At 43.8% G+C, this 19,414-nt stretch carries 18 protein-coding genes; 8 read left to right on the top strand and 10 right to left on the bottom strand.

Annotated features, from left to right (window positions below):
- Positions 1 to 27: 27 nt before the first annotated feature.
- The 3 genes from R7D93_RS05305 to R7D93_RS05315 form a co-directional block, all read right to left on the bottom strand.
- Positions 28 to 1,431, bottom strand: a complete 1,404-nt coding sequence (locus R7D93_RS05305) for a Y-family DNA polymerase (protein WP_225495412.1) — start codon at positions 1,429 to 1,431, stop codon at positions 28 to 30.
- A 4-nt stretch (positions 1,432 to 1,435) separates the two neighbouring features.
- A complete protein-coding gene (imuA, locus tag R7D93_RS05310; RefSeq protein ID WP_225495411.1) occupies positions 1,436 to 2,128 on the bottom strand; it encodes a translesion DNA synthesis-associated protein ImuA in 693 nt (230 codons plus the stop codon).
- A gap of 129 nt (positions 2,129 to 2,257) precedes the next feature.
- The gene (locus R7D93_RS05315; RefSeq protein WP_005372980.1) at positions 2,258 to 3,004 is read right to left on the bottom strand and encodes a YciK family oxidoreductase; all 747 of its coding nucleotides are present in this window, start codon (positions 3,002 to 3,004) and stop codon (positions 2,258 to 2,260) included.
- A 254-nt stretch (positions 3,005 to 3,258) separates the two neighbouring features.
- Here R7D93_RS05315 and sohB point away from each other — a divergent pair, with 254 nt between their 5' ends.
- The 8 genes from sohB (at position 3,259) to R7D93_RS05355 (ending at position 12,369) form a co-directional block, all read left to right on the top strand.
- The gene (sohB, locus tag R7D93_RS05320; RefSeq protein WP_225495410.1) at positions 3,259 to 4,320 is read left to right on the top strand and encodes a protease SohB; all 1,062 of its coding nucleotides are present in this window, start codon (positions 3,259 to 3,261) and stop codon (positions 4,318 to 4,320) included.
- 208 nt (positions 4,321 to 4,528) lie between these two features.
- A complete protein-coding gene (gene cmk, locus R7D93_RS05325) occupies positions 4,529 to 5,209 on the top strand; it encodes a (d)CMP kinase (protein WP_021033981.1) in 681 nt (226 codons plus the stop codon).
- Between the two features lie 110 nt (positions 5,210 to 5,319).
- Complete coding sequence (gene rpsA, locus R7D93_RS05330; protein WP_005385817.1) at positions 5,320 to 6,990, top strand: 30S ribosomal protein S1; 1,671 nt, start codon at positions 5,320 to 5,322, stop codon at positions 6,988 to 6,990.
- Between the two features lie 213 nt (positions 6,991 to 7,203).
- Positions 7,204 to 7,485 (top strand): integration host factor subunit beta, encoded by a 282-nt coding sequence (gene ihfB, locus R7D93_RS05335; RefSeq protein ID WP_005385816.1) that lies wholly within the window; start codon positions 7,204 to 7,206, stop codon positions 7,483 to 7,485.
- A 269-nt stretch (positions 7,486 to 7,754) separates the two neighbouring features.
- The gene (locus R7D93_RS05340; RefSeq protein ID WP_005376663.1) at positions 7,755 to 8,051 is read left to right on the top strand and encodes a LapA family protein; all 297 of its coding nucleotides are present in this window, start codon (positions 7,755 to 7,757) and stop codon (positions 8,049 to 8,051) included.
- A gap of 18 nt (positions 8,052 to 8,069) precedes the next feature.
- Positions 8,070 to 9,245, top strand: a complete 1,176-nt coding sequence (gene lapB / locus R7D93_RS05345) for a lipopolysaccharide assembly protein LapB (protein WP_005376665.1) — start codon at positions 8,070 to 8,072, stop codon at positions 9,243 to 9,245.
- 84 nt (positions 9,246 to 9,329) lie between these two features.
- Positions 9,330 to 10,031 carry an orotidine-5'-phosphate decarboxylase gene (gene pyrF, locus R7D93_RS05350; RefSeq protein WP_005376667.1) on the top strand — a complete coding sequence of 234 codons (702 nt, stop codon included), beginning with the start codon at positions 9,330 to 9,332 and terminating at the stop codon, positions 10,029 to 10,031.
- Between the two features lie 499 nt (positions 10,032 to 10,530).
- Positions 10,531 to 12,369 (top strand): extracellular solute-binding protein, encoded by a 1,839-nt coding sequence (locus R7D93_RS05355; RefSeq protein ID WP_017633867.1) that lies wholly within the window; start codon positions 10,531 to 10,533, stop codon positions 12,367 to 12,369.
- Positions 12,370 to 12,429: 60 nt separating this feature from the next.
- Here R7D93_RS05355 and R7D93_RS05360 read toward each other — a convergent pair whose 3' ends face one another.
- The 7 genes from R7D93_RS05360 to R7D93_RS05390 all read right to left on the bottom strand — a co-directional run bounded on the left by R7D93_RS05360 (position 12,430) and on the right by R7D93_RS05390 (position 19,228).
- Positions 12,430 to 12,669, bottom strand: a complete 240-nt coding sequence (locus R7D93_RS05360; protein WP_005376679.1) for a hypothetical protein — start codon at positions 12,667 to 12,669, stop codon at positions 12,430 to 12,432.
- Between the two features lie 206 nt (positions 12,670 to 12,875).
- Positions 12,876 to 13,649, bottom strand: a complete 774-nt coding sequence (locus tag R7D93_RS05365) for a hypothetical protein (protein ID WP_031778929.1) — start codon at positions 13,647 to 13,649, stop codon at positions 12,876 to 12,878.
- Positions 13,650 to 13,751: 102 nt separating this feature from the next.
- Positions 13,752 to 14,330 (bottom strand): membrane integrity-associated transporter subunit PqiC, encoded by a 579-nt coding sequence (locus R7D93_RS05370; protein ID WP_158156711.1) that lies wholly within the window; start codon positions 14,328 to 14,330, stop codon positions 13,752 to 13,754.
- Positions 14,330 to 15,976, bottom strand: a complete 1,647-nt coding sequence (pqiB, locus tag R7D93_RS05375) for an intermembrane transport protein PqiB (RefSeq protein WP_005376682.1) — start codon at positions 15,974 to 15,976, stop codon at positions 14,330 to 14,332. Before pqiB ends, R7D93_RS05370 begins: the two co-directional genes overlap by 1 nt.
- Positions 15,969 to 17,300, bottom strand: a complete 1,332-nt coding sequence (locus tag R7D93_RS05380) for a paraquat-inducible protein A (protein ID WP_005376683.1) — start codon at positions 17,298 to 17,300, stop codon at positions 15,969 to 15,971. The genes pqiB and R7D93_RS05380 overlap by 8 nt, the downstream gene beginning before the upstream one ends.
- Before the next feature lie 303 nt (positions 17,301 to 17,603).
- Positions 17,604 to 18,656 carry a c-type cytochrome gene (locus tag R7D93_RS05385; RefSeq protein ID WP_005376684.1) on the bottom strand — a complete coding sequence of 351 codons (1,053 nt, stop codon included), beginning with the start codon at positions 18,654 to 18,656 and terminating at the stop codon, positions 17,604 to 17,606.
- An 8-nt stretch (positions 18,657 to 18,664) separates the two neighbouring features.
- A complete protein-coding gene (locus tag R7D93_RS05390) occupies positions 18,665 to 19,228 on the bottom strand; it encodes a c-type cytochrome (protein ID WP_372059261.1) in 564 nt (187 codons plus the stop codon).
- Positions 19,229 to 19,414: the final 186 nt, after the last annotated feature.

Here is a 19,414-nt window from a genome sequence, read left to right on the forward strand (position 1 = left end):
AATGACCCAACAAAAATAACTGTCGATTTAACAAAAATAGCCATGAAGAAACCAGTGCTTGTGCTGATCGCGAAATATCCATAACCAGCGGCCTTGCTTGGTGTGTGCAATGTAGTAATCACGCATGATCTCATCACCATCCCACCACCCAGAAACTATTCGCTCAGGTCCGTGGACCAAAGAAACTTGCTCTTGCAATACAATGGGAGTCGGTAATTGCATTGCTGGGCGTAGTATGGATGGTATGGCGTGCCCCTTTTCATCCGTAGCATCAGCAGGGCGATACTGACTGGCCTTTTCTGGTCTAGGATCGCAAGCAATATTGGGTTTTAAAACGGCACTTTTCCCTAATTTAGCTTGCAGTAAAGAAAGCAACTCTAAAGCATTCATGTTTCCTTTCTGCCCAGCAAAGAGATCGCGTGATGCACTAAGAGGCTCACCTTGACGGATGACTTTTAACGTTAGCCCTGTGACTGGGCCATTAAGCGAGAGTGACTCTAAGCTCAAACTCGCTAACTGTTGCCAACGCTGACATAGGTAATCACCTTGCGCAGAAGTGAGTTGAAGGTGTTGCTCTTGTTTCTCACGCTGGTGGAGTGTTAAACACAGTTCAAAAGCGACCTTATCTCTTAATTTAAGAAAGATTTCGAGTTGACGAAGTAATTTGGCCAACGGCTTTTCAATCCACTGAACGTTTTCGATCTCAAACAACAGCTCTAAATAAACTTGGAAGGATTCGGTAGGGTGATAAAAGTCGACAGGGTGTTTAAACTGCCCAGTCAGTCGACCAACGTAGTTCACCAAATCGATATCAAAGCGTCGTGCGATGTCTTGCAATGGCAGTTCAAGCAGGTTTTGCAATGTGGTGACACCTACACGTTGTAACTTCTCTACGGTAGCGTTTGATAAATCTGTCAGTTTTAACGGTAGTGGTGATAAAGCTTTTTGTATGGCAGATTTGTCTTCACTGATGACGTTCGCTCCTGATATTGCCATCAATTTGGCAGCAAAAGGAGAAAAACCACATCCGAATTGAAAACTCAGTTTCAGCTCCGATAAGTGAGCTCTGACTTTATTCCAATAGTTTTCAAGCCCTTCATACAGAGCGAGCATTGGAGTAGCACGCAGTAAAATACCTTGGTTTGGCATCAACACAACGTCAGATGTGATCAAATACAACCACTGAGCTACCTCTTGTAATTTATTTAATTCGGTTTGTGGATGATAAGGATGCACTTGTAAATCTCGACACAAGGACGCAGCACTGCCTAGGCCCATACCTGGCTTAATGCCTTGTTGTTCGGCAATCTCGTTATATTGAATAATCTGGCAACGTTGGCTTTCGACAATCACCACGGGTTGTTCTTGGTTATCACCAAAGAGTGCGTCTAGCTGCAGGCGAGGGAAGTGCAAGTAAATCCACAGAGACATATCACTAACCTTGGTTCGCCAGTGGGAAGTTGACCACAGTCGAGTGCACAGTTTCAGATGATGGTTTCACCAGTTGCGGGTAATGGTGTTGGAATCCGATACTAACGCTACCTCTATTCCAGCCTCCTTTCCTTTTCAGCACTTCAACATGAATCCCTTGCTCGTCGCCTTTCAGTTTTAAACTGAGTGACACAGGCAAAGACAAGCGGTTGATAGTATCTGTTTTAAGCATAAAGAGAGGGCAACTCCCTTGTTCACTTGCTACCTGTAAGCGTTTCACTTGATGTATTTCAAGCTCTTCTTGCCATAACAAAACATTACTGCATACCCCACTTTTCAGACATTGCTCTGCAGCCCAAAGAGCGTCTTTGGGATGAGCTGGATTAACGACCCACACTTGGTTTATATCCAAACCGATGTAGTGTAAGAACAGAGAATTCACTAACGCGGGAGGTTGAATAAATGCAGTCACACCATTGGTCTGGGTGGCTTTTAAATAAGGAGCGAGCAAACGCAATTCACCAATACTACCAATAGATTCCATCTCCACTACGCCATGAGGTGGAAAGCCTCCGCCGAGCAAATCATCTAATTCAGAAAAACCGGAACTAGTCTGCAACTGCTGAGGATCTGCTTTCGTTAAATTTGCTTGCCAAACAAGGTGTTGGCTTTTTAAGTTCTGAATAATATCTTGCATAATAAATACCTGTATATATGTACAGTATATTTCTGTGGGAGAAAGTCGCAAGATTTTTATGAAGAGAGAAATGAAAAAAGGCAGCGTTTGCTGCCTTTTCAATCGATTATGTGAGGTAACCTGAATGAGTTATTTACGCTTCGGTTGAGCGTCGATGCACTGACCGTTCACATCGGTAACCGCAGGATCCATTAAGTGCAAATATAGCGGCATGATATCCAGTGGCGTTTTGAGAGTATTCGCATCTTCACCCGGATATGCTTTTTCACGCATGCGAGTACGAGTGGCACCAGGGTTAATTGCGTTAACGCGAATCGGTGTATCACTCAGCTCGTCAGCTAAAACTTGCATCATGCCTTCTACGGCAAATTTAGAGATAGCGTATGGCCCCCAGAATGCGCGGCCAGAGTGGCCGACGGTTGAAGAGGTAAAGATAATACGCCCAGCTTCTGATTTACGCATCACAGGCAGTAGTGCTTGAGTCATTAGCACTTCGGCTTTCACGTTGATCTGCATGATATCGTCGAAGTCTTCCTCTTTGATTTGATCAAATGGACACAGCGAACTCAAGACACCTGCGTTGTGTAATAGACCATCCAAGCGACCAAACTGTCCTTCGATTGTCTCTGCCATATCAATGTAATTCTGCTGAGTTGCACCCTTGAGATCCAATGGAATGATAGCAGCTTGTGGATAGCCAGCAGCTTCAATCTCATCATAGATAGATTCAAGGTTTTGCACATTTCTACCCAAGAGAATAACAGTTGCACCGTGCTCGGCATAAGAAAGCGCGGCTTGACGGCCGATGCCATTACCAGCGCCAGTAACAAGAATGACTTTACCTTTTAGAGCATCAGCTGAAACGGAGTAGTTCACGGCGATAAATCCTTATTATTGTAAGAGGGTCCATGATAGTTAATTGACGCTAAAAAACGCCTGTTTCTCAATGGAAAATCTTGGTAATCGTGACAAGATGGTTACAATACACCAATTCATGTGTTATACCAATTCCAGAACTTTCGTTAGGTATGCTATCAATCAGAACAAGTGGTTACAAACCGCGCTGCCTTCTCGCTGATGTTTCTGCGTAACATACTAACGTCATCTGAAATGAGATAAAGGAGCTCTCGTTGGAATTTTTATTAGATTATGGTCTGTTTCTGGCCAAAATTATCACGGTGGTTGCTGCGATAATTGTTCTGCTCATTATTGCAAAATCGGCTGGTGGCAAATCGGGTGCGGCGAAAGGGGAGTTAGAGATTACCAACCTTTCAGAGCAACACAAACAATCTGTTGAGCAGTTAGAGCATCATTTGCATGACGATGCTTTCATCAAGGCTCGAGATAAAGCCGTCAAGAAAGAAGAAAAAGAGAAGAACAAATCTCGCGAGAAAGAAATCAAACAAGCGAGCAAAGACGGTTCATTAGATAGCAAGCGTGAACCACACCTATTTGTTCTTGATTTCAACGGTAGCATAGACGCAAAAGAAGTCGCGTCTCTACGTGAAGAAATCACCGCTATTTTGGCTGTCGCACGTGAAGGTGATGAAGTGTTACTTCGCTTAGAGTCTGGCGGTGGTATGGTTCATGGTTACGGCCTTGCCTCTTCTCAACTGGACCGAATCAAAGCTGCTGGTCTTCCTCTGACCATCTCTGTTGACAAAGTTGCGGCAAGTGGCGGTTACATGATGGCATGTGTAGCAGATAAAATTGTTTCTGCACCATTTGCAATTGTGGGTTCTATTGGCGTTATCGCACAAATTCCTAACTTCAACAAACTGTTGAAGAAACATGACATTGAGTACGAACAACTAACAGCGGGTGAATATAAACGCACGCTAACGATGTTCGGTGAGAATACCGATAAAGCGCGCGATAAGTTTAAGCAAGAACTTGAAGAAACACATGTCTTGTTTAAAGACTTCATCCGTGAGCGTCGTCCTAGTTTGGACCTAGACAAAGTAGCCACTGGTGAGCACTGGTTCGGTACACAAGCGAAAGAGCTTGGTTTGGTGGATGACATTAGTACATCTGATGATATCGTTGTTGCAGCATGCAAAGATAAAACTGTACTTTCTGTGCATTATGTACAAAAGAAAAAACTGGCCGACAAGCTAGTAGGTGTGGCGGGTAAAGTCGCTGATAGTGTGATTTTAAAGTTAGCTGAGCGTGGTCAAAAGCCGATTGTTTAATCGAGCTTAAGTTCATGACATTTAAAACGGCGAGGGCGGAAGCTCTCGCCGTTTTTGTTGAACTTTATGTTTATTGATGAATCCAATTACGCATTAGGTGTAATGCTTTACACGACATTTTTCCTCGCTCCAAAGACTGATTACCCGTATAATGTGCGCCTCGAAAACCGAGCAAATTGCTGAAAAGAAACTATTGGTGGAGAAGAACATGTCCTCTCAAACTCCGGTTGTAACCGTAGATGGACCTAGTGGTGCAGGTAAAGGCACTTTATGTATGTTGCTGGCGAAAAAGTTGGGTTTCCAACTCTTAGATTCTGGCGCAATTTATCGTGTACTTGCACTCGCTGCGATTCACCACGGTGTCGACACCGAGTCAGAAGATGCTCTTGTCCCACTAGCAACCCACCTAGACGTTCAATTTATCGCGGAAGGTGACTTAGTTAAGGTCATTCTAGAAGGCGAAGACGTGTCAGGGGAGCTTCGTAAAGAAGAAACGGGTATGGCAGCATCTAAAGTTGCGGCTTTGCCACGTGTTCGTGAAGCATTACTACGTCGTCAGCGTGCATTTGAGACCGCTCCGGGTCTGGTTGCTGATGGTCGTGATATGGGCACAATTGTATTCCCGAGTGCGCAAGCAAAAATCTTCCTTGATGCGAGTGCTGAAGAGCGTGCAAATCGACGCCTTAAACAGTTGCAAGAGAAAGGGTTAGATGTTAGATTTGCTGACCTTTTAAGCGAGATCCAAGAGCGTGACGACCGAGATCGTAACCGCCCAGTGGCGCCATTACGCCCTGCTGAGGATGCGCTTGTGCTAGATTCTACGTCGATGACTATCGACGAAGTAGTAGAAAAGGCACTACAATATATCGAATCGAAGCTAGCTGAGTAATAATACTCGACTAGGCTAAGAGCGTTGGTCGCAAGGATGATGACTGGCGAATTTAATAACCCCATGCGGTAGGATACCCGTGGAAGTTTAATTTATTGAAGATTAATTAAATGACTGAATCTTTTGCTCAACTCTTTGAAGAGTTTCTAAACGAAACAGAATTCCAACAAGGCAGCATCGTTAAAGGTACTGTAGTAGCTATCGAGAACGGTTTCGTTCTTGTTGACGCTGGTCTTAAGTCTGAATCTGCTATCCCTGCTGAACAGTTCAAGAACGCTGCTGGCGAACTTGAAGTTGAAGTTGGCGCTGAAGTAGACGTAGCTCTAGACGCTGTTGAAGATGGTTTCGGTGAAACTCAACTTTCTCGTGAGAAAGCTAAGCGTCACGAAGCTTGGATCGTACTTGAGAAAGCTTACGAAGAAGCTGAAACTGTTGTTGGTATCATCAACGGTAAAGTTAAAGGCGGTTTCACTGTTGAACTAAACGGTATCCGTGCTTTCCTTCCTGGCTCTCTAGTAGACGTACGTCCAATCCGCGACACTGCTCACCTAGAAAACAAAGAGCTAGAGTTCAAAGTTATCAAACTTGACCAAAAACGTAACAACGTAGTTGTTTCACGTCGTGCAGTTATCGAATCAGAGAACAGCGTTGAGCGTGACGAGCTTCTAGAAACTCTACAAGAAGGTTCTGAAGTTAAAGGTATCGTTAAGAACCTTACTGACTACGGTGCGTTCGTTGACCTAGGTGGCGTTGACGGTCTTCTACATATCACTGATATGGCTTGGAAGCGCGTTAAGCACCCATCTGAAATCGTTAACGTTGGTGACGAGATCCAAGTTAAAGTTCTTAAGTTCGACCGTGAGCGTACTCGCGTATCACTAGGTCTTAAGCAACTAGGCGAAGATCCATGGGTAGCAATCGCTAAGCGTTACCCAGAAGGTCACAAACTAACTGGTCGCGTAACTAACCTAACTGACTACGGCTGCTTCGTTGAAATCGAAGAAGGCGTTGAAGGTCTAGTTCACGTTTCAGAAATGGATTGGACTAACAAGAACATCCACCCTTCTAAAGTTGTTAATGTTGGCGACGAAGTTGAGGTTATGGTTCTTGAAATCGACGAAGAACGTCGTCGTATCTCTCTAGGTCTGAAACAGTGTAAAGCTAACCCATGGCAGTCATTCGCTGAAGCACAAGCTAAAGGCGACAAAGTTACTGGTAAGATCAAGTCTATCACTGACTTCGGTATCTTCATCGGTCTAGAAGGCGGCATCGACGGTCTAGTTCACCTATCTGACATTTCTTGGAATGTTGCTGGCGAAGAAGCTGTACGTGAGTACAAGAAAGGCGACGAGATCTCTGCAGTTGTTCTAGCAGTAGACGCTGAGCGTGAGCGCATCTCTCTAGGCATCAAGCAAATGGAAAACGACCCATTCAATGCTTACGTTGCTGACAACAAGAAAGGTGTTCTAGTTAACGCTACTGTAACTGCTGTTGACGCTAAAGGCGCTACTGTTGAAATCGCAGAAGGCGTTGAAGGTTACATCCGTGCTTCTGAAGTATCACGCGATCGCGTAGAAGATGCTTCTCTAATCCTAAGCGCTGGTGATGTTGTTGAAGCGAAGTTCACAGGTGTAGACCGTAAGAACCGCGTAATCAACCTATCTATCAAAGCTAAAGACGAAGCTGACGAGCAAGAAGCAATGGCATCTATCAACAAGCAAGATGACAATGCATTCGGTAACGCAATGGCTGACGCTTTCAAAGCTGCTAAAGGCGAATAATATACTCGCTTAAGCAAAAAAGGAGCCGCAAGGCTCCTTTTTTATATTTGGTCATATTTAAGTAGTAATACTAATGACAGTAAACTATCTTAATAAAAGGCATTTCTTCATTGCGCATTTTGCATAAAATTTGTCTAGAATTGTCAGCAAGTGTTTGTTGGAATTAGTATTACTTACTATAATAAGTGATAAAGATACTCAAAGAGGGCAACTATGACTAAGTCTGAACTGATTGAAAGACTCTGCGCTGAGCAAACACACTTATCAGCGAAAGAGGTAGAGGATGCTGTAAAAGATATTTTAGAGCACATGGCCTCTACACTAGAGAGCGGTGACCGTATCGAGATCCGTGGCTTTGGTAGTTTTTCTCTTCATTACCGCGAGCCTCGCGTAGGTCGTAACCCTAAAACGGGCGATAAAGTGGAATTGGAAGGTAAATACGTTCCACATTTCAAACCTGGTAAAGAACTTCGTGAGCGTGTAAATATTGGTTAATGCACTCTTATTAGTTTGAAAAAAGCGGCATACGTTTGTGTATGCCGCTTTTTTGTAATGTATCCAAGTTAGTCATACATCCAAGATCGTTTACTAATCTAATTGTGGATTCAGCTGTTTTCTATACCCAAATAACTTTAACTTCTAAGCATGTCTACAAACTAAGCATCTTGAGGTTACTTGGGTATAGATTATTGCTAATATACGTAGTCTGAAGAAGCATTTTCCTGCATAATCTTACCGACTTACTCCTAGAAGGGTGATGTAACATGAAAATTATAAAAATCGTTGCTGTTTTAGCTCTCTTTTTAATTGCATTGGCGTTAGGTTCCCAAAACCAAGAGCTCGTGACTTTTAACTATCTTCTAGCAAAAGGAGAGTTCCACTTATCTACGCTATTAGGTGTAGTATTTGTGGTTGGCTTTGCTTTAGCGTGGGTTATCTTTGGTAGCATCCAACTGAAAACTCAGCTACAGGTCCGTCGTTTAAAGAAAAAACTGAAAAAGTACGAACCAACTGAATCAAACAACGCTGCTGATAAGCCAGCCATTGAAAAACAGGCATAAGGATAAGGCTTAACTTTAATGCTTGAACTACTCTTCTTGTTGTTGCCTATAGCTGCTGCGTATGGCTGGTATATGGGGCATCGCAGCGCTCAGCAAGACAAGCAGAAGCAATCTCATCAAATCTCTCGTCAGTATATGACGGGTCTTAATCTGCTGCTCTCTGACCAATCAGATAAGGCTGTCGATCACTTTATTGAATTGCTCCAAGTTGATAACGAGACCATCGATACTCACCTTGCGTTGGGTAACCTGTTCCGGTCTCGTGGTGAAGTCGACCGCGCAATCAGAATTCACCAAAATCTTATTTCTCGTTCAGGCTTAACACTGGACCAAAAGAACCTCGCCCTTCAACAGTTAGCGAAAGACTACATGGTCTCAGGTTTTCTTGATCGTGCAGAGAAAATCTTCGAACAGTTAGTCGAAGAGCCAGATTACAAAGAGGCGGCTCTTCAACAATTAGTGACCATTTATCAGCAAACACGAGAATGGGAAAAGGCGATTTATTACGCGAACCAATTGGCTAAGTTAGGTAATAAACGCTCAAGGATGCGTGCAAATATTGCCCATTTTTGGTGTGAAATAGCCATGCTCGACCAAGCTGATGGGAATACTAATAAGGCAATACAGCATTTTAAAAAAGCGTTAGCGGAAGACCCGAAGTGTGTTCGAGCAAGTATTGCTTTGGGACGAATTTACCTAGAGTCTGAAGACTATAAGCACACCATCAAATATCTGACGGGGGTACTTGAGCAAGATAAAGACTTTATCAGTGATGTCTTGCCAACTATTGCAGAATGCTATCATCATCTGGGTCAGGAAGATGAACTTGTCGAGTTTCTGAGAGCTTGTATTGATAAGAAAGCAGGCGTATCAGCCGAGTTGATGTTGGCTCAATTAGTTGCTCATCACGAGAACGTTGGGGCTGCTCAAGAGTTACTGACGAAACAATTGCTGAAAAACCCAACCATGAAGGGCTTCTACCGTTTAATTGACTACCACATTGCAGAAGCAGAAGATGGTCGAGCGAAAGACAGCCTATCAACACTACAAGCGATGGTGGGTGAACAGTTAAAAGTGAAACCGCATTACCGATGCCGGAAGTGTGGATTTTCTACCCATTCCCTTTATTGGCATTGTCCGTCCTGTAAAGGATGGGGGACGATCAAGCCAATCCGCGGATTGGATGGTGAATAATTCTTAATGCAGCTGGCAGAGTTTCTGTCCGCTGCATTTTTTTAACTTTTTATTGAATAAGAACCAAAACAGTTAGGAGATGAAATGATCGACCAAAAAGTTATTGTCGCACTGGATTATGATAACCAAGCAGATGCACTTGCGTTTGTAGATAGAATTGATCCTGCGTCATGCCGACTAAAAGTTGGCAAGGAGATGTTTACGCTATTTGGTCCTGATTTTGTACGTGAACTCCATAAACGTGGTTTCTCTGTATTCCTAGATTTAAAATTTCACGATATTCCAAACACCTGCTCGAAAGCAGTTCGCGCTGCGGCTGAAATGGGTGTATGGATGGTGAACGTACACGCGAGCGGTGGTGAGCGTATGATGACGGCATCACGTGAAATTCTTGAACCATATGGTAAAGATCGTCCACTTCTTATCGGTGTAACGGTACTAACCAGTATGGAACAAAGTGATTTAGCTGGTATTGGTTTGAATGTTGCGCCTCAGGAGCAAGTTATTCGTCTAGCAACCTTGACCAAAAACGCAGGTTTAGATGGCGTGGTATGTTCAGCGCAAGAGTCCTCACTACTGAAGAGCGAACTAGGCCAAGAATTTAAATTAGTGACCCCTGGTATTCGACCTGCTGGTTCAGAACAAGGTGACCAACGCCGTATCATGACGCCAGTAGACGCTATCCAATCAGGTTCAGATTATCTTGTGATTGGTCGCCCTATCACTCAAGCGTCAAATCCTGCAGAAGTGCTGAAGTCGATCAATGAGAGCTTATCTAACATGTAAGCACTGTCTCGATTGTATGGAGAAAAGTGAGGCTAAGATGCCTCACTTTTTATATCGAATGAAAATACTAATCGCGGTAAACAACCATTCCTTTTAACCAGCTATGTCTGATCATTTACTTGCTTTAACTGGTATATCGGGGCCAATTGAGATAAAGGTTCTGCGGTTTATTCTGAGTAAAGTAGGGCTTGGTACTATGCCGATCACACTTTTGTAACATAACTCACTGTGATGCCTCGAAAATGCAATCATGTGTTATTGATGGCTTGCGTTACAAATGTCTAAAGAATACTATGGCGAAGATGCATTCACTGCGTTGTAAGGTCTAGGATGACCTAGTGAAACTCTTTGAAATTAATATAGAAGCTGGCAGGACGTCACTTCATATTACGTTCCTATTATTTCCTATCTGCGTATTTTAAATCGCAGCTTTCTGTGAGCTTTCACACGCTGTCTTCCTTGTTACGACCTTAGTGCGCAAACACAACAAGGAAGAAACATGACTAAAAAACTGCCATTTTCAGTACTAGCAACACTGACCGCTGCCAGTTTTCAACTGAGTGCGGCAGAATTGCCAGCTGATATCGAATGGATTTCAAACAACAACGAACCTCTATTTGCCTCTGAAGAGGCGGTACGAGGGGGCACCTATCGCACTTACATTCAGAGCTTTCCGCAAACATTACGAAGTGTTGGTCCAGATGCGAACTCAGGTTTGCGCCAATACTTAATGGATGGTTCACCAAAACTGGCTCAGCGTCATCCAAATACTGGCAAATGGATCCCTCAACTTGCTAAGTCATGGGCATTTGGAGAAGACAACAAAACCGTATTCTTTAAACTCGACGAAACGGCCGAGTGGTCAGATGGTGAAAAAATTACAGCAGATGATTACGTCTTTATGATGAAGTACTACACGTCAAAAGACATTATCGACCCGTGGTATAACGACTTCTTCACAAACAGTATTGTGAGTGTTGAAAAAATTGATGACTACACGATCAAAGTCAATCTTGCTGTAGCTCAAAGTCATGACTCACTTATGGTTATGATTAACATGCCAAGTAATGGTTTTCAGCCTCGTCCTGAACACTTCTTTGAAGGAGAAAAGGACGCAAATAACGATGGCATGCCTGATAACTTCGTCAGAAAGTTTAACTTTAAATCTGAGCCAACCGCAGCGCCTTACTACATTGATCAAGTGAAGAAAGGTAAGAGCGTGACATTCAAACATGTCGGTGAAGATTGGTGGGGATACAACAACCGCTACTATAAAAACCGTTATAACGTTGAAAAGGTTCGCATTAAGGTAATTCGCGATCCTGATATTGCCATGAAGCACTTTGAGAAAGGCAACTTAGACTACTTTGAGATGGTGCTACCAAGCTTTTGGCATGACAAAACCAATAGTGATGTGTACAAAAAAGGCTATATCCAAAAGTACTGGGGCTTTAACGAAGCACCGCAAGGAGCTGGTGGTCTTTGGATGAACACAGCGATGCCGATGTTGGATAACCTAGAAGTGCGTAAAGGTGTTATGGCAGCCACTGACTATGACGGCATGATTGAAAACATCATGCGTGGAGATTATTCACGTAAACCGCATGGACTCGGCTTTGGTCATGGCGAATACGATGATCCTAACAATACACCGCCAAAGTTTGATGCTGATGCGGCGGTTAAACACTTCGAAAAAGCGGGCTTTGACAAAGTGGGCGCAGATGGTATTCGTGTTAACGACAAGGGTCAACGCTTGAGCTTTGCCATCACCTACGGATACAACTCTTGGACACCGCGTATTGCATACCTGAAAGAGCAAGCGAAACTTGCTGGTCTTGAGTTCACGTTAAACTTGGTGGATGGCTCATCTGCGTTTAAATACATTCTTGAGAAAAAGCATCAGCTAGCGTTTTTGAATATGGGCTCTGGTGAGATCCCTGCGTATTGGGAATACCTACACTCGGATAATGCAAATCGACCACAAACGAATGCTCACACCAACTACAGCAGCCCTGAGCTAGACAAGTTAATTGAAGCGTATGACTCTGAATTTGATCAGGAGAAACGTTACGACTTGTCGCATCAAATCCAAAACTATGTCAGCAAAGCGAATATCATCGTTCCTGGCTACATGGTGCCTTATTCTCGAGTTGCTCATTGGCGCTGGGTTAAAATTCCTAAAAATGGCATGACAAAAGCGACAGAATGGGTGCTTCATCCAATGGATATCGGTAATTTCTGGATTGATAACCAAGTAAAAGAAGAGACAGAAGAAGCGATGGACGAGGGTAAAACCTTCCCAGAATTAACGGTAATTGATGATCGTTACAAATTGTAAATCAGTAGTTTAGATAGAAAATGATAGCCCCGGTAATGAATTTTATCGGGGCTTTCTTTTTTACTTAATAAGGTAAGACGCTTCTAAAAGGTAGGTTTTTGCATCACCAAGCAAAGAGAACGCTTTATCGATGGTTTTAAATCGATCATCAAGCGAGTCGCTTGATATCAGCTGGCTGAATGTTTGCAACGAGAAAGCTTCGTTTGCTTTGAAGAACTGATGTACGTTTTCAAGCTGCACTTTATGAATATGCTCCACCTTATTTAGGGCGGTGGTTAAATCGGAAATGTTAATCGACATTGCTATTCGGGAACCTTATCAACAAGACCTATATGAGGTCATAGAGTGGGGTTTTATATTTTGTGACAGAGAGTAGCACCGAAGAGCAATTTATAGTCTGATGAAGATCAATTTGCCTTATTTAAGCATCTGTAACGTGGCACTAGACGTGTACCTAGAGTTGGTACAAGTTACAACGCTTGAATATAGGCTAGGGTTCAACCTAATCAAAAGTAAAAGCCAAGTCCGACTAAAAGCCCTTGAGAAGCCGTATCATATTCAAATACCTCTTCATTTTTGTAATCGACCCAGGTCGACTTGTAAGCTAAGTTGAGATCAGACCATTCGTTAAAGCTATAACGAACACCAGTTTGAATGGCATAAGTGAAGTGAGTATCGTTGCCAAGTCCGGCGTCGATGCTGGCATGAAATCGCCAGTTTTCGCTCAATTCATCAATGAGTCGCAAGCCAACTAAAAAATCGACCCAATCTTCTTGTAATGACAGTCTATCTTCTAGTACCCGGTTGTCATTACGATACAGCTTGCCGGTGATGTCATTGTCCCACCAACGTAATCCAAACATATAATCCAGTTTACCAAATGAATATTGTTCGCGTTGGAATGCCTTTGCTTCTAGAACACCTTGCCGTATTTCGATGTCCGCACGATAACGAGCGTTAGGCAGAGCGCCCTTGATATTATTAACATCACCACTTAAGTTCATGAAACTATAATCTATGTAGTAGCCCCACTTACTTTGGTAAATACTCTCGAATCGCAACATCGCCCCAATATCGAGGTGGTCTACGATGAACTTAGGATCGACATCCACCTCTGATGAAAAGCGACCAATACTGGTATCCCCGTGGATATTCAGTCCTAGCATGTACACTTCTATGCTATTTCGCCAACGAGATTCTTGTGTCTCGGCTGAGAGCGCTACTGATGTAGGTAATACAAGAATGAGTGAGGAGAGTGATAGCAGGTTACATGGTTTCATCCAATTTCCTTTTCGGCTTTTCGTCAGCTTTCAGCTTAGTAGAAGTCGCTACACTCTGCATAAAAAAGGGAAGCAACTTGCTTCCCTGTAATTAACATTGACTTAGAGTTGTTTGGCAATGTCTGAGGTTAGGCTTTCTAAGCCTATGGATAAAGCGTTGACGAGCGCTTCATAGCCCTCATCTTGAAGCGGCTGAGAGATTTGTATTGGCGCGCTGTTTTCTACCTTACCTTCGGCATTAATGAGTAACCATTCCCCCTCAATTTCGATATTACCTTTGTAGCTGCCATTAAATTTATTTAACGTAAGCTGGAGTTTGGCTTCACCGCTTTGATCCAACAGATTATTCATTTCAGCCGGCCAGTAATGACTTTGCTTGTGACGCAGCTCCGCGACGACTCTCTGAGTGATTTGCTCAGAAATACTGTGCGCCCATTGATTGTGTTTCGCCTGAATAACTTGGGTCTCAGAGGTTCGATAAACAATGCCACTATCATTCAAATAACTCGCCAATGTCACTGGACGAACAACTAAAGTTGGGCGCTGAGCGATATCAGAAGAGCTCAGCGTCACTGGTTCCACCTTAGGTAGAAGGTACATAGCTCCTTTAGTTTGCGGAGCGCTACTGCAACCCGTTAGACCGACAAATAGCGCGATAGACAGAAAGAATACTCGTTTCATTAGTTTTGGCCTTTAACTGGTATTGGGTCACTGATTTCATCTTCTCCAAACACAAGAGAGTTTGGCTTTTCGTTTAGCTGTTTAAGTACGGGTTTAAACTCTGTCATCACGCTTTCTAATTCTTTTAGCGTGGCTTCCATTTCGCTGTACATGGTTGAGTTGGGCCCATAACCATCGAGTGTTTTTTGTAATTGCTGTAAGCTTTGGCGAATATCTGTTGGGATCTCTTGCGTCTCTTTTTGATTCAAAAGTTTATCAATACTGTCCGCCACGCGTTCTGCTGAAGCTAACGTTTTTTCAGACGTTTTTAACGTTGAATTGAGAGAATCTAGCGTTTCTTCCATCGGTAAGTTATTAATCTTATTTAGGAAGTCGTTCACTTGGCGCTGAACCTGCGCAAAACCACCACGCATGGTTGGGAAAACATCTAAATCAGCAAACTTACTCGGTACGTAAGGCTCGTCATTTGGATAGAAGTCGGCGTCAACATATAGTGCGCCTGTTAATAAGTTACCTGTTTTTAAAGTACCACGTAGGCCTTTAGCAAACTCACTCTTCAATTTATCTTTTAACATTGGTAAAGATTGGGATTGGAAATCGCCATAAACACGGCCGAGCTCGATACGTACCAATACAGGAATTTTTTTCGCAGAAAAGTTCTCTTCTGGGGTTGGAAGTCGCATTGGTACACGCATCACAGTACCAATTCTCAAGCCTCGATATTCGACAGGTGCCTTACGTTTAAGTCCTCGTACCGATTCATCAAAAAGCATAACGAATTCAATATAATCATCGTACATGCCTTCTCGAAGTTGTTTAATATCATCGTACAAGCGGAAGTTGACCATATTTTCAGTGAGCTGTTCACCGGATTCAAGACCTGGAACGGTATCGAAGGTAACACCACCCGTTAGCATGCTCTCTAATGAGCCAAACTTGACTTCGAACCCTTCAGCATTGAGCTGTAAATCTACGCCAGAATTCAGCCAGAACTTGGTACGAGTGCGCACTAAGCTGTCATAAGGCTTGAAAATAAAGAGTTGGTATAACGCTTTGCGAGTGTCAACATCAAAGCTGGTTTTCTCTACACGACCAACCGTAAAGCCTTTATAAATGACGGGGTCACCAACGCCTAGTTTACCGGCCTCGCGGTGTGTTAACACAAGGCGTAACCCCTCTGCATCAGGAGAGGCCACTGGGGGAACATCTAAGACCGTAAAGCGCTCTTTCTCTATCTTAGATTTACCCGGTTGAAGTTGGATATAAGCGCCAGAGAGCAAGGTCTCTAAACCTGAAACGCCATCACGGCCAATACGAGGCTTCACCACCCAAAACATGGTGTCATCTCGCAGCATGCGTTCTGCATCCTTGTTCATTTGTGCCTTAGCGATGATGTGATCGTAATTTTCACTGAGAGTGACTTCAGTAATCAGTCCGACTTTTACATTCAATGCTCGGATTTCGGTTTTGCCAACCTCAATCCCATCTGCGGTTGGCAGTTGGAGAGTAATTTGTGGGCCTGTACTGTTGATATATTGGAACAGCATCCACGCTCCCATGGCTAGCGCAAGGATCGGGACAATCCATATCGCAGAAATCTGCTTTTGCGGTTTTATTTGAGCGGTTACGTTGTTCTCATCACTCATATTTGGCTTTCTCGTTTAAGTTGTCAGAAATCGGCTCCTGCACTTCGTTTTGTGGCAATTGCCACAACAAACGTGAGTCAAATATCATTGCAGAAAGCATAGTAAAAATGACCACTGCCGCGAAAGAGAGCGCAGCAGGACCTGGATAAATCGCCATTAAGTTTTGCAGCTGAACCAGTGCAACTAAGATCGCGACGACGAAGATATCGATCATGGACCAACGGCCAATAAACTCAGTTATGCGGTAGATCTTTAAGCGTGAAATACTCTCTTCGTGCGGAAGATATCGCGCTTTTTGCGCATTGTAATACAGCCACGCGAGTGCCAGCATTTTCGCCATTGGAATAAATACGCTAGCAAAGAAAATTACCATCGCAATAGGGTAAGAACCTAAATGCCAAAGCAATATTACCCCCTCCATGATAGTCGAACCTTCTGCATGTCCAAGGCTTACGGTGTACATCATAGGGTAGAGGTTCGCAGGGATATAGAAAATGATTGAAGCAAACAAAAGCGCCCAAGCTTTTTGTAAATTGTCTGCGGGGTTGTATTTGTGAATAGGGCTTTTACAACGAATGCAGTGTTGGTGTTTTTTAGCTTCAATAGGGTTGAGCTGGTGGCACGTATGACAACCAATATGGTTGTGGTTATGGTGCGTATCACCCTCTTTTACATCAGGTAGCTCGATAGCTGGAATAAAGTGCCCCCAGAGCCAGCTTTTGTCGACCATTGATATGCATTTGACTACCAGAACGGTATATACACAAAACGCCCAGAATGAAGTGCCCATTCCTATGTCTGCGAGGGAAGCGATTTTAATTAAGCTGACCAACACGCCAATCAAAAATACATCCACCATTAACCAAGGTTCGACTCGAAACAGAAGACGGCATAAAACTTTTGCCATTCGTTGCTGCTTTTTAGAGGGGGTATGTTTACGTGCTTTTAATGCTTCAAGGTGAAGAAAGAGAATGAGACCAACATAGATTGCAGGCAAAACGATAACTGTTGCGAGTAGCAGCACACCCAAAAGCACATTTTGAAACTCAGCCAGCATTTTGGCAGCGTGCAACAAGGTGATTTCTTGCGACAACCCTTGCACGCTGAACGACATAAAAGGGAAAGAAATGCTTAGCACTAACATGATCAAACATGCCGATGATATGGCGATCACGCTTTGGTAAGGCTTGGCATTCACTTTAGTCAGCGAATGCGAACATCGAGGACATTGTGCTTTTTGCCCCTGTTCGATATCGGGAATGCGAACAACAAGGCCGCACTCTTCGCATGAAATTAACTGACGGGAATTAGGTTGAATACTCATCGGGTAGGTTTTAGATTCATTTGCTTTAAGAATACTCTTTTTTCACTAGGCACGCTTGTTTTGATTCAGGAGTTTACGAGTTTCTTACTTTTGGCATTAGAGGATATGGGAGATCTAAGACATAAACGAAGTCGCGTTTGGTACAAGATTTTACGGCGAAGATGAGTATGTTGGAAGTCGAAAATAATGTGATATTGCTTGTCTGTGGAGGGGGGTAATTACTTGTTTTTAAGGGTAAGTAACCCTGCCCAGATAATCAGAGCAGGGAAAAAGAGCATTTTATTTAAGGTACTTAGTTGTACTTTACTTGACCGTTCCGCTCTTAAAGGCATTGGAGCCGACTTGCGTACCGTTGAGCGTTTTGCCGTAATAGCCTTGGTGCTGGTGATATTTCTCCGCGTTTGCGGTGACATTGCCTTTGAATCGAGGATCTTGTGGACGCTCATGGCTGTTGACGTATGCTGCGACATCCCAAGCTTCTTGCTCTGTCAGCTGCACACTTTTCCCAAGCGGCATGTTTTCGTAAATAAAATAGGCCGCTGTGTTAATCCGGTGCATACCTGCGCCCCAGTTATACGCATATTCGCCCCAAAGTGGTGGAATGTATGAATGGTCGTTGGTGTCTTTGATGCCTGAACCGTCGGCGCGATGGCAAGTTTCACAGTTCTTTTCGTAGACCAATGCGCCTCGCTCTATTGATGGTTCTTGCTCAGGGGCGGCGATTTTTGGGTAGCCACGCCCAGAGAGATTACCCCGCTTTTCAATTGGTAATGCTTGTGCGATGGCTTCGGGCAACGGGAAGTCTTTTGCTTTTCCACCAATTTGCAACGTTTTTGCGTCTAGTTCTGGAATGGGTTCATCCGCCATACCATGTTTGTCAAGCAAGCCGCCCATCGCTAACCAGTAGGCGTAAGCACTAAGGGCAACAATTTCTGTCGAATCGTAAGCGGGCGCTTTACCGTTCATGGAATACTCGAAACAACCTTGGATACGGTCAGCATAGCTGTTTACGCGATCGTTTTTCTTACGATATGCCGGGTATGCCATGTAAGCTGCCCACAGTGGCGCAGCGTTTGCTTTTCGTCCTGCCTCCATATGGCAGTTCACACAGTTTTGTTCGTTGCCAACGTATTTTCCGCGCATTTGTTGTGAGTTAACAAAGAGCGAGTAACCGCGTTTTACTTGCTCACCAAATGCGGTGTTTGGGATTGTGCTGAGATCACGCGGTTTTAAGTATTCACCGTGCTTTTCTTTTTCTATCGCAGGTAGCTCTTTCTGGCGGTCCGGTAATGGAGCGTTAGCTAGTACGAGCGTAGAAATGAAAGGCAGTGCGAACAAAGAATAGAAACGTTTCATGACTGCTCCTAGTAACGTAATGAGGCAAAGTAGTAAGCAAGATTTTCGATCTCTTTGTCAGTGAGATTTTTTGCGATGGTCCCCATCATATTGAGCGGGTCGCCACTGCGAGTGCCGTTTTTCCATGCCATCAATTGCGTTTTTAAGTAATCAGCATGTTGGCTTGCGAGGCGAGGGAACTTGTCGACGCCCATACCGCTGGCTCCATGACAAGTTGCGCAAGCTGGAATATTTCTATCCCAATCGCCTTGGAAAATTAACTTACGATACGGGTTACGAATATCAGCTTGGTCGCCGCGTTGTTCTGGATTCGTGAACTCATAGCTCGGGAGGTTAGCAAAGTACTCCATAACTTCCTTACGGCCTGCGGGATCGCTGAGTTCCTTCGCCATGCCTTGCATGACCACATTTTGGCGTTCGCCACTAAGGAATAGTTCGATTTGAGTGTTGAGATAATTCGCGTTTAAACCAGCGATCATCGGCGCGATATTTGGCTGTCCCATGCCATCTTGGCCGTGACAACCGCTACATACGCTGGCTTTTTCCGGAATAGACGAGGCGCTTGCGCCCATAGTGGTTGCTAACAAACAGGCCACCACCACTGGAAGAATTTTTGACATGCTGACTCACTTTAATTTTTATTAATATGTCTAAGTGCTACTTGGTAGTCACTCGGACGATATTGTCGGCCTTGTCAATAATGAAAGGTATTGTGGATTTCCACATATTTAATAAGTGTAAATGGCCGTATTTGTTTT

The sequence above is a fragment of the Vibrio sp. YT-15 genome (assembly GCF_033337445.1).
GTDB classification, from domain to species: Bacteria; Pseudomonadota; Gammaproteobacteria; order Enterobacterales; family Vibrionaceae; genus Vibrio; species Vibrio alginolyticus.

Excerpts from the sequence above, each read along its gene's own strand:
- pyrF (WP_005376667.1), top strand. The coding sequence starts at position 9,330 with ATGATCGACCAAAAAGTTATTGTCGCACTGGATTATGATAACCAAGCA.
- R7D93_RS05355 (WP_017633867.1), top strand. The coding sequence starts at position 10,531 with ATGACTAAAAAACTGCCATTTTCAGTACTAGCAACACTGACCGCTGCC.
- ihfB (WP_005385816.1), top strand. The coding sequence starts at position 7,204 with ATGACTAAGTCTGAACTGATTGAAAGACTCTGCGCTGAGCAAACACAC.
- R7D93_RS05340 (WP_005376663.1), top strand. The coding sequence starts at position 7,755 with ATGAAAATTATAAAAATCGTTGCTGTTTTAGCTCTCTTTTTAATTGCA.
- R7D93_RS05305 (WP_225495412.1), bottom strand. The coding sequence starts at position 1,431 with ATGTCTCTGTGGATTTACTTGCACTTCCCTCGCCTGCAGCTAGACGCA.
- R7D93_RS05360 (WP_005376679.1), bottom strand. The coding sequence starts at position 12,669 with ATGTCGATTAACATTTCCGATTTAACCACCGCCCTAAATAAGGTGGAG.
- imuA (WP_225495411.1), bottom strand. The coding sequence starts at position 2,128 with ATGCAAGATATTATTCAGAACTTAAAAAGCCAACACCTTGTTTGGCAA.
- R7D93_RS05385 (WP_005376684.1), bottom strand. The coding sequence starts at position 18,656 with ATGAAACGTTTCTATTCTTTGTTCGCACTGCCTTTCATTTCTACGCTC.
- R7D93_RS05370 (WP_158156711.1), bottom strand. The coding sequence starts at position 14,330 with ATGAAACGAGTATTCTTTCTGTCTATCGCGCTATTTGTCGGTCTAACG.
- R7D93_RS05390 (WP_372059261.1), bottom strand. The coding sequence starts at position 19,228 with ATGGGCGCAAGCGCCTCGTCTATTCCGGAAAAAGCCAGCGTATGTAGC.
- R7D93_RS05380 (WP_005376683.1), bottom strand. The coding sequence starts at position 17,300 with ATGAGTATTCAACCTAATTCCCGTCAGTTAATTTCATGCGAAGAGTGC.
- cmk (WP_021033981.1), top strand. The coding sequence starts at position 4,529 with ATGTCCTCTCAAACTCCGGTTGTAACCGTAGATGGACCTAGTGGTGCA.
- R7D93_RS05365 (WP_031778929.1), bottom strand. The coding sequence starts at position 13,649 with ATGAAACCATGTAACCTGCTATCACTCTCCTCACTCATTCTTGTATTA.
- rpsA (WP_005385817.1), top strand. The coding sequence starts at position 5,320 with ATGACTGAATCTTTTGCTCAACTCTTTGAAGAGTTTCTAAACGAAACA.
- pqiB (WP_005376682.1), bottom strand. The coding sequence starts at position 15,976 with ATGAGTGATGAGAACAACGTAACCGCTCAAATAAAACCGCAAAAGCAG.
- lapB (WP_005376665.1), top strand. The coding sequence starts at position 8,070 with ATGCTTGAACTACTCTTCTTGTTGTTGCCTATAGCTGCTGCGTATGGC.